We start from the raw sequence: 15,140 nt of genomic DNA on the forward strand, positions 1-15,140 counted from the left end.
AAATAATGGATAGAAATACCTTTACAGGATTATTCCTGATTATGATCATTTTGGCAGGATCATTCTACTTCTTCAAACCAAGTGAAGCAGAACTTAAAAAAGCCAAAGAAACAGAGAAAATTGATTCGCTTAAAAAAGCAGGTGTTACTGCAACTACATTAAAAGATACTGTAAAAAATACAGCTGTTGCAAATCCTGCAGTTGATTCTTTAGCGCTTAAAGGCCCTTTCGGAACCGCTTTAGCTGGAACAGAATCGAATACAGTTATAGAAAACGAAAACTTATTAATTACCTTGAGTAATAAAGGTGGTAAAATTGCATCGGTGCAAGTTAAAGGCCAAAAAACTTTTGATGGTAAACCTTTAATTTTGTTTAGTGGAAACAACAATAAGTTTGGCTTAAACATTAATGCAGCAGGAAAAGTAATCAACACAAACGATTTATACTTTACACCTGTTAAAAATGGCAATAATGTAACTATGCGTGCTAATTATGGTGCCAATGCTTATGTAGAATTTGCTTACGATTTAAAAGCAGCAAGTAACAAGGTAGCATTTAATGTTAATTTGGTTGGTTTACAGCAAGTTATTTCTGGCAACACAATTAACTTAAACTGGGATGCAACGTTATTGCAACAAGAAAAATCTATTGAAAGTGAGCACCGTTATTCTGCTCCATACTACAAATATTTAGATGGCGATGTAAACCACTTAAGTGTTTCAAAAGATGAGAAAGAAGAATTAACTAAAGGAAAAATCCAATGGGTTTCATTTAAGCAACATTTTTTCTCTGCTTCATTAATTGCTAAACAAGCATTTGAAAAAGGAAGTTTAGAAGTTAAAATTCCAACAACTCCAGGTCAGATTAAATTCTATAGTGCAAACATGCAATTGCCTTACACACATCTTGCAAATCAGGCTTACGAAATGGAATTCTATTTTGGTACCAACAAATTCTCGACTTTGAAAGCTCAAGGATACGATTTGGAGCAGCAAGTTGATATGGGTTACTGGCCATTAAAATATGTTAACCGTTTTATCGTATTGCCAGTATTTAATTTCCTTAACGGTTTCGGTTGGGGTTATGGCCTGATTATTTTTGCGCTTACCATTTTATTAAAACTTGCATTATCACCATTAACCTACAAGTCATACTTATCGATGGCTAAAATGAGGGTTTTAAAACCTGAAATGGATGAGATTAAAGCAAAAGTTGGTGAAGATAATCCTACTTTAGTTCAGCAAGAATATTTGAAACTCTATAAGAAAGCTGGTGTAAATCCACTAGGCGGGTGTTTGCCGATGGTTTTACAATTACCATTAGTTATGGCTTTCTTCTTCTTCTTCCCTAACTTGTTCGAGTTAAGACAAGAAAGTTTCCTTTGGATGAAAGATTTATCTACTTATGATGAGTTTATCCGTTTCGGTGTTAAAATTCCTTTCATAGGCGACCACTTAAGTTTAATGTGTGTATTGATGACGATCTCTACATTAATTATGACTTACTTTAACAACCAGGTTTCGGGTGCAACAGGTCAAATGAAATACATTGGCTACATTATGCCAGTAATTTTCTTGGGTGTATTAAATAGCTATCCTGCCGGATTAAATTATTACTACTTCTTAGCTAACTTAATGACATTCGGACAGCAGTTCTTAATCCGTAAAATGGTTGATGATGATAAAATTCATGCTTTAATTCAACAAAATAAGGCGAAACCAGCTGATGAGAAAAAGAAAAAATCTAAATTCCAACAGCGTTTAGATGATTACATGCGTCAGCAACAACAGCAACAAGGTAAAAAGTAATTACTTATTTATATATCAAAAGCCTCGATTGTTTAAAAGCAATCGAGGCTTTTTGGTTTAATATCCCCTGCTTAGTAAAATCGCTTTTGGCATTAAGGAATTGAGTTAGTATATCAAGAAATAAATTAATTCAACATCCCGAATTGAATAAAAACTGTGTTTATTTGTAATATTTGACGTACATCTTTTTTATTAAGACAAAATTTTGCAATTTTTAAGGATTGAATCTCAACCAACAAATTAATTTATTCATAAAATGCAAAAAGGACTAACAATTATTCTGTTTTTCGTTGTCAGCTTTGCCTGTGCGCAAAAAAAACCATTGGATCATAAAGTTTATGATACATGGGAATCAATAGGTACAAAGCAACTATCAAACAATGGCCAATTGGCTTTATACAGTGTTTTACAACAAGAAGGTGATGCAACTTTATATATCACAAATTTAAAAACAAACGCAAAGCTAACGGTACCGCGTGCTTCTCTGGGCCAGTTTAGCAACGATTCGAAATTCGCTGCCTTTCTAATAAAACCTTTTTATAAAGATTTACGCCAGGCAAAAATTAAAAAAGCAAAACCCGATGCAATGCCAAAAGATAGTTTGGGTATAGCAAATCTAACTTCGAATACGGTAACTAAAATTGCAAGAGTAAAGTCTTTTAAATTTCCAGAAACTGGCTTTGGCTATATGGCCTATCAATTAGATAAATTAGATACTGCAAAAAAAGCTGCTACTACTGCACCTAAAAAAGATTCGGAAACGGATTTTGCTGACGATGAACCTGCTGGCGGTCCTAAAAAAGACGAAGGAACTGATCTGATTGTCAAAAATCTATTAACTAACGCTGATAAAACCTATAAGTATGTTACTGACTATGCGTTCAGCAAAGATGGGAAACAACTGGTTTTCGCTTGTAGTGGTTCCAAAAAAGATAAATCTGCACCTCAAGGTGTATTCCTTTTAAATACAGAAAAAGGAACGCTTAAGACTTTGGTAAAAGGTAAAGGCAGCTTTAAAGGATTTACTTTTGATGATGAGAGCGAGCACCTGGCTTTTGTAGGAGAACAAAGTCCTGAAAAACAAGAAATTAAAGATTTTAATATTTACTACAATTCTTTAACGCTTGATACTGCACAAACTATAGTTGATTATGATATGCCAGGTTTACCAGCTAAATGGTCGGTTAGTGGTGATGGAAGAGTTTCATTTAGTAAAGACGGAAAAAAATTATTTTTCGGTATTGCGCCTATTAAAAAGGCAAAAGATACCACTATTGTAGATTTCGAAGTTGCAAAAGTTGATGTTTGGAATTACAAAGACGATTATTTGCAACCAATGCAACTTAAAAATGCAGATAGAGACGGTAAAAGAAGTTTTCTTTCTGTTATAGATGTTTACAGCAATGATCCAAAAGTTATCCCATTAACGGATTTATCTTTACCTGATGCAAATAGGGTGAGCGATGGTAATGCAAACTTTGTTTTAGCTTCTACGGATTTTGGTCGCAGAGTAGAATCTCAATGGAGCGGTTCTACTTTAAGAGATTATTATTTAGTTGATACCAAAACTGGTCAGCGTAAAAAAATTATTGAAAAATTAAATGGTAATGCTTCGGCATCTCCAGCGGGCAATTATGTAATCTATTTTGATGAAAATACTTCGAACTGGTTTACATACAATGTTGCTACTGGAAAAGTTTCTCAATTAAATAATGGCATGGCGATTAAGTTTGCCGATGAGGAAAACGATGTTCCAGATACGCCGAAAGCTTACGGCATTGCTACGTGGACCGAAGATGATAAGTCTGTTTTAATTTACGATAGATATGATATCTGGTCATTTTCGCCAGACGGAAAAAGTCAGCCAAAAAATATTACTAATAACTTCGGCAGAGATAATAAAATTGCATTGCGTTACGAAAGAGCGCAACAAGACAATCGTTTTGAACGTGGTGCAGATACTAAGTTCGTAAAAGCAAATGAGTTGGTTTGGTTAAGTAGTTTTAATACTTTAACAAAAGAAAATGGCTTTTACCGCAAAAATGTTGGTGTAGTAAAAAATCCTGATTTAGTGGTGATGGGTAAAGCTAAATACTCTAATTTATTGAAAGCTAAGGATGCTGATGTTTATATTTTCGATAAAGGAAATTATGTAGCCTCGCCTGATGTTTATGTTACAAACGATTTCAAAACTGAAACAAAATTAACAAGCACTAACCCGCAACAAGCAAGTTACAACTGGGGAACAGCAGAATTGGTAAAATGGACTACTCCAAAAGGTTATCAATCTGAAGGTATTTTATATAAGCCAGAAAATTTCGATCCTTTAAAGAAATATCCAATGATTGTATATTTCTACGAAAAACTTTCTGATGGATTATATTCTTATCAGGCGCCAGCTCCTACTCCATCAAGATTAAATATTTCATTTTTTGTGAGTAATGGTTATTTAGTTTTCGCACCAGATATTTCATACACAACTGGTCATCCAGGTCAATCTGCAGTAGAATTTATCAATTCGGGAGTAGAAAATTTAAAGAAAAACAGTTGGGTTGATGGTAGCAAAATTGGTATTCAGGGACAAAGCTGGGGTGGTTACCAGGTTGCTTACCTAATTACACAAAATAATATGTACGCTGCTGCATGGGCAGGTGCGCCAGTTGTAAATATGACATCTGCTTACGGTGGTATTCGTTGGGAAAGTGGTATGAACCGTCAATTCCAATACGAAAAAACACAAAGCCGTATTGGTGCTACCCTTTGGGAAAAACCAGAGTTATATACCGAAAACTCACCCTTATTTATGTTTCCTAAAGTAAATACACCTGTTGTAGTTATGGCAAACGATGCCGATGGAGCTGTGCCATGGTATCAAGGTATTGAAATGTTTACAGGCCTGCGCCGTTTGGGTAAACCAGTATGGATGCTAAACTATAATGGTGAAGCTCATAACCTGGTTCAACGCCAAAACCGTAAAGACATTCAAATTCGCGAGCAACAATTTTTCGATTACTATCTAAAAGGTGCTAAAGCGCCAGCATGGATGACTAATGGTATCCCTGCAACCGAAAAAGGTAAAACCTGGGGATTTGAATTAACCGACGATAAACCTTAAGTCAAATTAAAAGCTAATTTCAAAAGTCCATAATTGATAATTTTAAATTTATCGATTATGGACTTTCGAGTAAAAAAGGTATTTTCAACTTATAAACTAAACAAAACAAATAAATGGCATTAAGCAGAATTTGGTCTGGATTTATAGTTATTGCGATTCTTGTAGCTGCAATTAAATGTATTTTTTTTGGGCAAACTGAAATTTTTAGTTGGATGGTGATTGGTAAAGCAGATGATCCGACAAACCTAACAAAGGTAAATGGCATAATAGAAACTTGCTGGACATCAGTGGAGTTATGCTTAAAATTGATTGGTATACTCGCCTTATTTATGGGTTTCATGAGTATTGCTGAAAAAGCTGGAGGAATTCGTTTACTATCGAGAATTGTAGGCCCTTTTTTTTCAAAACTCTTTCCCGAAATACCGAAAGGCCACCCATCAATGGGTCACATGATCATGAATTTTTCTGCAAACTTGTTAGGCTTAGATAATGCGGCTACGCCTTTTGGCTTAAAAGCAATGGAAAGTTTGCAAGAACTTAATCCTAATAAAGAAACAGCCTCTAATGCTCAGATTATGTTTCTATGTATTCATGCTGCAGGCTTATGTCTTATTCCAGTAAGTGTGATTGCTATCCGTGCCTCTCAAAATGCTTCTGATCCTACTGATGTTTTTATTCCTTGCTTAATTGTAACATTTGTTGGCACCATGTCTGCGATGTTAATCGTTGCATTTAAACAAAAAATAAATTTACTCCAACCTGTAATTATTGGTTGGGTGTTAAGCATTTCAATTGTAATAGCTCTACTAGTTTTTTATGTAACTTCTTTAAATGCAGCTGGAATTAAATCGTTTTCAGGACTTTTAAGTAACGGACTTATTCTTTTTGTTTTTCTGCTTATTGTTTTAGGAGGAATTTATAAAAAAGTTGATGTTTTTGATGCCTTTATTGATGGGGCTAAAAATGGTTTTGAAACAGCAATCAAAATTATTCCATATTTAGTTGGCATGCTGGTAGCAATCAGTATGTTACGCACCAGCGGAACTTTTGATGTGGTAATTATGGGTATTAAAAATTTATTTGTTTTCCTTGGAGCAGACACACGTTTTGTTGAGGCCTTACCAACTGCTTTAATCAGGCCATTAAGTGGCGGTGCAGCCAGAGGAATGATGGTTGATACGATGACGGCTTATGGTGCTGATTCATTCGCAAGTAAATTATCTGGTGTTTTTCAGGGTGCTTCTGATACCACTTTTTATGTAATTGCTGTTTATTTTGGTTCGGTAAGTATCAAAAATACCCGATATGCAGTTGGCGCAATGTTACTGGCCGATTTAGTTGGCGTTTGTACTGCCATAGGTTTAGCTTATTTATTCTTCGGATAACACAAGGATTTCTATCATAACAGATTTTTTTTAGAAGATATTGATGCAAAACAAAAAATGCTTGCTCGAATAATCGAGCAAGCATTTTGTTTTATAAATCGGTTGACTTAAAATTTGTTAAGTAATTAAGGTTTATCCCACCAAACTCTAGTATTTAAACCATCTGCACCACCGTAAGGAAATGCTGCAACAGCTGCATTATAATTTGCACTGTTATTAGATTGTTCCTGAGTTGGATAACCATCTCTGCGAGGCATAATTCCACCGTTTATTCCTACTGGCAAGGTTAATACAGGGAATCCAGTTCTTCTAAATTCTGACCAACCTTCGTAACCATTTAGAAATAAATGAACCCACCTTTGATATCCAATTTTCCTTAAACCATCAACAGCATCATACGCTACACCTGGTTGCGCCAAAAATGCTGGCACTGTAGTAATAGAACCAGTCCATTGTCTTACTGACTCGGTTATTGCGCTGTTGTAATAAGTTTGAGCTTGGGCATCTCCACCAGGCAACCAGGTAATTTTTGCTGCTTCAGCCATAGCAAATAATAATTGCGAATAGGTTACAAGCGTTACAGGTGAATTTTGTTGGCGTAATGCAGTTCCTAAAAGCGACGAATTATTAATATCAGCAGTAGTTGGCGAAGCCTTGCCAAATTCTAATCCCCCGTAAGTTCCAGAACTATTTAAATTTCCATAAACGGGTAATCGCGGATCATTCAAAGGTTTCATATAATCGACCAATGTATTACTCAAAGCGTACCAGTTTCTTCCTAAGCGACTAAAAGAATTAAACCAATAGTTTTCATTCGCTTGCTCAGCAAGATGATTATAAACCAGATTATCTGTATTGGCAACCATTGGCCCATTGGCCATTGCCTTTAAAAACTCTGCTTTCCCTTTAACAGCATCTACCTTTGATAAACGCAGCGCCATTAACATATGAATTGTATTACCTAATTTCTTCCACTTCGTAATATCTCCATTGTAAACAATATCATTTTTAATATTACCGTTAGTTAATACAATTTCTGCATTGGCCTCATCCAACAAAATAAACAATTGGTTATAAATATCTTGTTGTTTATCGTATTTAGGTGTGTAGTTCGCAGAACCTTTTAAAGATTCCGATGAAGGCAAGTCGCCCCATCTATCGGTTAAAAACCACATAAAATAAACTTTCAATATTTTCGCCACAGCCTTTTGGTTTGCCAATGGTCCATCACTCAAATTTTTAGCGTTTGCAATAGCTTCTTCCAGATTTTTCAATGGACCTGAGTACCAACTATAAAAATTAAAATTTGTAGATACAAACCGACTATTATCTGGGAAAGCAGTTAAGGATAAATGCTGAGCATAATGTACCCCATACGGTGAGGAACTAATATCAGGTAGCGAAAACTCCGCATTTGCGATCAACTGAACGCTGGAAAGTGTAGCAGGATTATTTGGGTCAGTACTTAAACTAGAATCAAATTTCTTACATCCATTAGCCATTAAGGCTAGAGAAAGTAGGGCTAAATATGTTTTTTTATTAAATATTTTCATGTTTGAGAAGATTAAAAAGTAACATTCAAATTAAATCCAAAAGAACGAACCGTTTGCAGCTCTCCTTTTTCTATCCAGCTAATGGTTGCACTACCAGCTGAAAGCTCCGAAGGGTCTAATCCTTTTGGTGCTTTTTGATAAATCATTATCGGGTTACGGGCTATAGCAGCTACTCTTAACGATTTAAATGGCATCTTTTTAAAGGTTGCTTTATCAAAAGTATAACCTAAGCTAACTTCTCTTAGTTTAATATAAGTTGCGTCGTAAAGCCATTCTTCGTAAATCTGTGTAGCAATTTTATTTCTGAAATATGTTCTGGCGTCTACATAATTCGAAACTGGCAAACCTGTAGCTTGTGAAATACCACTTACTAAAACACCTCCGCCATTAGCTAAAGGCTCACGAACATTAACACCGTTCCCGTTTAGGGCAACAGTTTCTTCAGCCTGCCCTGATTTTACTGATAACATTTTACTCCAGCTAAAGAATTTTCCGCCACTTTGGAAATCAATCATTGTACCCAGATCGAATTTCCAGATTCTAAAGTTGTTAACAAAACCTCCCGTAAATTTCGGCACAACCGTTCCAAAATCCTTATTTAATTCTTGTACAGGCAAATTATCAGCCCCGATCAACAGTTGTCCATCAGCGCTACGTTTATAGCCTGGACCAACTAATGTGCCGAACTGTTGTCCAACTGTTGCATTTAAAAATACAGTTTGGCTCGAATAAACATTCGCATCTAACTGGTAAACATTAATGCCTGGATATAATTCATTAATTCTACTTTTATTTCTAGCATAATTAATCGTTGCATTCCACTCAAATATTTTCGAAACAATTGGTTTACCTGTTAAAACCAATTCAATTCCCTGGTTTTGAATATCGCCAGCATTAACAACTGTACTGGTAAAACCACTTGCTCCTGAAACAGATAAATCAATAATTTGATTTTTGTTTCTTTGTTTGTAATAAGTAAAATCTAAACCAACGCGGTTTTTAAGAAATTTCAATTCTAAACCAGCTTCAAATGAATTTGCAAATGAGGGCTTGATATTTGGGTTTTTCAATTTATCAGGTACATAACCTGTAGTAACTGTGCTAGCCTGAGCTTTATAAACCGTTCCTGTTGTGTAGTTTATGGCTGTTTCATAGGGTGATAAATCAGAACCTGCGATAGCATAAGATGTTCTTAATTTACCAAAGGAAAGTGTATTTGATTTAATCAGATTACTAAAGACAAAACTTCCAGAAACTGATGGGTACCAATATGAATTATTATCATCAGGCAAGGTCGAAGAAATATCATTTCTAATTGAGGCATCAACAAAATAAGTGTCTTTATAACCAAAAGATCCCATTGCATAAACACTTCTCACTTCTTTTTCTCTCAAATACGAATAACTTAATGGGCGATCGATAGATGCTTCAATACTGTAAAATCCAGGAGAAGATAAACCTCCACTAGTTGTTGAGGTTACATAATCATATTTTTGTGTTAATAAGTTTGCACCTGCATTTAAGTTGAAATCAAAATCATTCCACTTTTTGCTGTATTGCGCTAAAAACTCGTAGTTGGTTTCTATATTTTGATATTTCCCTGTACTATAGCTTTCATCTAAACGGCCACCAAGTGCATTTCTTCTATTAATATTCTGAGTATATCTATCCGATCTGATAAATCCACTTAGTTTTAGTTCGGGTAAAACCTGATAACCTAAATTTACATCGCCAAATAAACGATCACGATTATCAAGATTTAAATTTTCGTAAGCATCAAAATAAGGGTTATTCCAATCTGATGGTCGGTTTGAAACAATGGTACCTAAAGAAGTGCCCGACGTACTTGGGTTTACATTCCAGTTTAATATTGTTCCATCCGCATATTTGTAATTTTTTAATCGGTTGATATCAATATTACGTTGAAACCATTGACTAGCCCCTGTAAAAGATCCTTGATAACCCTGAACAGGACGCTGACCATTATTATTTGCATAATTTACATTTGCACCAACGGTTAATTTTGAGGTAATATCAAAAGAAGAACTTAAACTAAAATTATTTCTTTTTAAGAATGAATTAGGATAAGTTCCATTTATATAGGCATTGGTATAACTCATTCTAAACACAGAACTTTCGTTAGAACCTGTTAGCGTAATACCATTATTTGCGTTAAAGCCAGTTTCATAAAAATCTTTAATATTATTTGGTTGAGGAACAAACGGAGTAAGTTTCCCAAAATCTGGATCTTGAGGATAAAAGCTATAGAACATTCTTACTGGTGTACCATCCATTTTTGGCCCCCAGCTCTCATCGTTACCATTTACATACTTTTCTCCGTTTGAAAAAGTTAAAAAGGTTTGATTATTACCAACCCCATAAATGTTTTGAACTGGCATAAAATTGGCAACATTTTCTACCGACAATGCCGAATTTAAACTTACTTCTACACGTTTAGCGCCTTTTTTGCCTTTTTTTGTAGTAATTAAAATTACGCCGTATTGCCCTCTTAAGCCATAAAGTGCTGAAGCAGCAGGTCCCTTAAGCACATTAATACTTTCTACATCATCGGAGTTTATGTCTTGGCCAACATTTCCATAATCTACACCGTTCCCATTTGAGCTACTAAAATTGGAATTAGAAATTGGTGTTCCATCTACAACCATTAATGGCTGTCCGCCTCCAGTTACGGAGTTAACCCCTCTTATTTTAATTTTCTGTGTGCCACCCATACTTGCTCCAGATGAACCCGTAACCTGAGCGCCAGCTATTTTACCTGCCAATGCGCTAATTACGTTGGGCTCTTTTGTTAACGACAAATTGTTTCCATCAACTTGCTGGGCAGAGTAGCCTAACGATTTTTGTGATCTTTTGATACCAAGAGCGGTAACCACAACCTCATCAAGATCATTGTCTTTTGAGGCTAATTTAACATCAATTTGAGTTTTACCTGCAATAGCAACCTCGCGAGTAGCAAAGCCTAAAGAAGTAAATACGAGCGTAGTTGCATTTGCAGGAACGGATATAGAATACGTTCCATCATTGCTTGTAGAAGCACCAGTGGTACTTCCTTTTACCATTACGCTTACACCAGGAATTCCGACGTTTGTATCATCTGTAACTTTGCCTTTTATCGAAGTTTGGGCAAAGGAAACAGAATGGCACGTCAAAATCCCTAACAGAATTAGTAAAAATTTGTTAATCATAATGAAAGATTTAGGTTAGTGATTTGTTTAAGTTGCCTTAAAATACAAATTTTAACCTAATTGCAGTCTATTAAAAACTACATAACAAACTATAATCATTCTTTCAGAGAAGAAATTACTGCATAATACCGCATAAACCTGCTGAATAACTCAATAATTATTCGGCAACTTTTTTGTTACAGAAATTTAAGATGTTTGCGGTGGAAATGAAATTCTACTTATAATTTCATCGATAGCATCAGGATCGATCGCTACATTCTTTGAAGCATGCCATTTGGCTGACTTATCATCTAACCAAACACAAAAAGAGTGATAACCATCTAAAACTACAGCATAAGTTTCATGAAAATCATCGTTAATACGCATGCAAAATCCCGTAAAAATTTTGCCTCGAACAATAAATTGTAGGGTGGAATAATTTTCTAACATGGCTCATTATATTTTTGGTTAATTTATAACAAATTTAAAACGAGAATGTTTCGTTAATTTAAAGGAATTAATAACTTTTTATCTTATCATTAAAAAAAGCTTAACCTATGTTTAACATGTTGGAATAGCCTTTAGCAATTAAACGCTTTTTTGACGGTAAAAATATCTCGCACTGAAGATTTAAGATTGTTTTCCCTCTTTTTACGATTGCAGTTTCAGCAATAACCTCATCGCCTTCTTTTGCTGGCGCAAAATAATCTATGTAGTTATTAACTGTAGTAAATCTATCGTTCAGGCCCATAGTAAAAACGGTAGCGCCAATTAAATCATCAATTATACCTGCAGTAACACCGCCATGTAAAATTTGATAAGGGTTTGTCATCTCCTTACGGATGGTGTACTTACAAATCAGAATACCGTTTTCTGCTTTAACCAAAACTGGAGCCAGCCAATTCATAAAATTAGAAGGCGAATTTGAAATAACCTTTCCAATTGATTGTCTTAAAAAATTTAGCCTTTGTTCGCTTAATGATTCTTCCATAAGATAAAGGTAATAAAAAGAAGGAAGTGCTATGGAGGAAGAATGCTTTCAGTAGAGGATATTTTTCGCTAACACATTTACTGATATTCCATTCTTCCACATTACGTGTTATATGTATGTTAAAAAGGTATAATCGCTTTAAAACTTATATTTCTACCCATATTGTAAATTCCAGAACGGCCATTGGGCGATGAATTGTAATATTCGAAATATTTTAAACGGTTTAAGTTAGACTGATAAGCCGTATTAAAAATATTATCGCACTGAATAAAAATATCTAAGATGGTTTTACCCGATTTCGATCGGATTCCAGAACCTAACCCTGCATTAAGTAAGCCATATCCAGCGGTAAAACTTTCCGTATCATCTAAAGCATAAAATCTATTCTGATCTGCACTAAATACCACGTCAAACTTGATATAAGGCTTATCAAAAGTTCCCTTTGTGGTTTGAGCTGTCATCTTAATTTCAGAACGAATTTGTAAAGGCGGTATAAAAGGCAGGTATTTTGCGGCTTCGCCATGTTGATTTAACAAAGATTCATCTTTATTTAAACCAACTACATAAGCAAGGCTGGTGTTAAAAGTTAACCATTTTAATTGCGATGGATGTAAATTAATACTCAATTCGGCTCCATACAACCTCGCCTTTGCTTGTTGGTATTGATATGTTAAATTCCCTGGCACAATAACAACTGGATTACCAGCCGCATCGGTTAATCGCGATTGATAGATATAATTCTGGATGCTATTATTAAAAACCTCCATGCTTATATCAGCATCCTTTAAGTAAGCAATAATGCCGATATCTTGTTGTAAATTAAATTCGGGCTTAAAAGTTCTGTTTCCTAAATAAACAATGTGGGCACCAGGATCTAAACCATTAGAACCAATTTCGGTAATATTTGGTGCACGATAGCCCCTTGCTAAATTTGCCTTAATCAACAATTTCTCTGAAAGGTTATAGGTTAAGCCCACACTTCCAGATAAGCCGTAATAGTTTTTATTAAAAGATGGAAACTGAAGCTCTGCTCCAGGAGCATTGGCTGTAACTTGTTGACCAAAACCTGTTTGTGCATTTGTTCCAACATAAAAATTATTCCAATTGATGTTTCTTCTATCCATACGGATGCCACCAGAGATATCAACTTTTCCAAGAGATTTTTTAGCAAAGTAGAATGCGCCAATATCAAACAAATCATAGTCTGGAATCGGGAAATCGGTTGCTGCCTTGCTCCTGTTGCCCTGAAACATTCCATTCACTCCAAAAGTGCTTTCAATTCCAGCAAAATCTGGCAGGTTATATTTCAAATCATAATTTAAAGTATTTAACACAACATACAAACCCGCCTGTGCTGAAACAGTTGGATGATTATATTCGCGTCTTACACTTTGTTGTGCTCCAATTAAAACATTTAAATCACTATTCCCTAATTTAAACTGACTGGAATTGTAAAACCTATAATGTTGAATGTGCTGATGAAGGGGATTTAGGGTATAGCTTTTCAACTCATCCTCTGGAACAATTGGTCGGTTTTTAATATCATCTCCATTATCAAAAATCTGTCTGGTAAAACGTCGGCTTAGCGAATCGCGACTCCCATCGGGAATTTCCATTAGGTTATCATAATATGTAAGTGCAGTTTTTGAAAAGCCCCATTTTTTATCTATTCTGGCACTCGCCGATAAATTATATTCTCTAAAACCTGTTCCATAAACATAGCCATCAACCTTGTTGTAGTAATTGTGTGCAGCCTTGCCAGTTGCCCTAAATGTATATTTCCAGTCGTTTTTAATATATGCCAAACCTAATGAAGAACCCGCCATTCCATTATTGCTTTGATAATTTAGCGTAAAATCACCTTTCAGTTTTTCATCATCAAAATTAGGATTATAGGGAATCATATTAATAACTCCCGCCAATGCATCAGAGCCGTAGGTTAGGCTTGCCGGGCCCTTAACTACTTCTGCTCGGGCAATTCCATACTCATCTACCTCTATTCCGTGTTCATCGCCCCATTGCTGTCCTTCTTGCCTTAAACCATCATATAATGTGAGTACACGGTTATAACCTAATCCTCTGATAAAGGGTTTCGAAACATTTGGCCCAGTCGTTACGGCTGATACTCCAGGAATACCTTTCACAATTGCATCAATAAGATTCGTACTTACACTTTGATTCATGATTTTTTGTGAAAGTACGGCAATGGGTACAGGACTTTTTCTCAATTCTGTAGCACGGTTAACGCCCGTAATCACAACATCATTCAAACTTGATTCACCTAGCAAAATTTCTATATCCAACAACTGATCATCCTTATCTATAGTAACTCGCTCCTTTTTTGATTGATAACCAATTGCACTAAAAACAACTTCATAATTACCTACGGGAATTTGCTCAAAGGTATATTGCCCCATGTGATTTGTTTTTACAGATTTATTCAAACCCAGGATTTTAACACTAATGTTTTCTTTGGCTTCTGTAGCAGATGTTACCCGACCTTTTAAAATCCTAACCTGGGCATTTGCCAGCCCCGAAAGAAATACAATTAGAGAAAGGCATAAGAGATATTTAAAGGGATTCATATTTATCTAAATTTATTTTTAGACAAATCTAAATTTAATTTTAAACTTATCAAATTAAACTTGATTTTTATTATTCTCCACAACTTTTATCTTCGAAAAATATGCTTAAAGCAGAAAAAGCGTTTAAAAGCATTTTTACATTTAGAAACAGCAAAAAAAAGTGTCTAGGTAATTAATTAGTTTTGAATTACTTATAAGAATTCTTGGTTTTTTATCCTGAAATAGGCTGAAATAATTAAAATTTATTTCTCCTTATTGAATAGAACTTCTATATTTGCACACGTTAAAAAAATGGGCCTCGGTAGCTCAGCTGGATAGAGCGTCGGTTTTCTAAACCGAGGGTCAGGGGTTCGAGTCCCTTCCGGGGTACTAAAAACCCTCTTTAATTAATTTTAAAGAGGGTTTTTTATTTATAAAACGAACACTACAAATTCAGCAATAGTTTTCTCACTCGTGCTTATTTTGCTAGCTTTATTAAGCTCTCAAGCATTCTCATCTTTTTAGTTAAAAATATCTAT

8 protein-coding genes and 1 tRNA gene are annotated in these 15,140 nt (G+C 35.0%); 4 read left to right on the forward strand and 5 right to left on the reverse strand.

Features of this window, described 5'->3' with window-relative positions:
* Positions 1-5: 5 nt before the first annotated feature.
* From yidC to ACZZZI_RS18005, 3 genes are all read left to right on the forward strand, one after another.
* Complete coding sequence (gene yidC / locus ACZZZI_RS17995; protein WP_316758743.1) at positions 6-1,808, forward strand: membrane protein insertase YidC; 1,803 nt, start codon at positions 6-8, stop codon at positions 1,806-1,808.
* A gap of 256 nt (positions 1,809-2,064) precedes the next feature.
* Positions 2,065-4,923: a S9 family peptidase gene (locus tag ACZZZI_RS18000; protein WP_463490436.1), complete on the forward strand. Its 2,859-nt coding sequence runs from the start codon at positions 2,065-2,067 to the stop codon at positions 4,921-4,923.
* 113 nt (positions 4,924-5,036) lie between these two features.
* Positions 5,037-6,308: a nucleoside recognition domain-containing protein gene (locus ACZZZI_RS18005; RefSeq protein ID WP_344764020.1), complete on the forward strand. Its 1,272-nt coding sequence runs from the start codon at positions 5,037-5,039 to the stop codon at positions 6,306-6,308.
* A gap of 125 nt (positions 6,309-6,433) precedes the next feature.
* On the opposite strand, the gene ACZZZI_RS18010 is transcribed toward ACZZZI_RS18005, so the two are convergent.
* The 5 genes from ACZZZI_RS18010 to ACZZZI_RS18030 form a co-directional block, all read right to left on the reverse strand.
* Positions 6,434-7,861 (reverse strand): SusD/RagB family nutrient-binding outer membrane lipoprotein, encoded by a 1,428-nt coding sequence (locus ACZZZI_RS18010; protein ID WP_344764022.1) that lies wholly within the window; start codon positions 7,859-7,861, stop codon positions 6,434-6,436.
* Between the two features lie 11 nt (positions 7,862-7,872).
* Complete coding sequence (locus ACZZZI_RS18015) at positions 7,873-11,067, reverse strand: SusC/RagA family TonB-linked outer membrane protein (protein WP_463490439.1); 3,195 nt, start codon at positions 11,065-11,067, stop codon at positions 7,873-7,875.
* 186 nt (positions 11,068-11,253) lie between these two features.
* A complete protein-coding gene (locus tag ACZZZI_RS18020; RefSeq protein ID WP_463490441.1) occupies positions 11,254-11,496 on the reverse strand; it encodes a hypothetical protein in 243 nt (80 codons plus the stop codon).
* 100 nt (positions 11,497-11,596) lie between these two features.
* Positions 11,597-12,037 carry a PaaI family thioesterase gene (locus tag ACZZZI_RS18025; RefSeq protein ID WP_316758731.1) on the reverse strand — a complete coding sequence of 147 codons (441 nt, stop codon included), beginning with the start codon at positions 12,035-12,037 and terminating at the stop codon, positions 11,597-11,599.
* A gap of 119 nt (positions 12,038-12,156) precedes the next feature.
* Positions 12,157-14,622: a TonB-dependent receptor gene (locus tag ACZZZI_RS18030; RefSeq protein ID WP_463490443.1), complete on the reverse strand. Its 2,466-nt coding sequence runs from the start codon at positions 14,620-14,622 to the stop codon at positions 12,157-12,159.
* A gap of 295 nt (positions 14,623-14,917) precedes the next feature.
* On the opposite strand from ACZZZI_RS18030, the gene ACZZZI_RS18035 reads away from it, so the two are divergent.
* Positions 14,918-14,991: transfer RNA gene (locus ACZZZI_RS18035), tRNA-Arg, on the forward strand.
* The last annotated feature ends 149 nt before the right edge of the window (positions 14,992-15,140 follow it).

The organism is Pedobacter sp. AC190, from assembly GCF_979258025.1.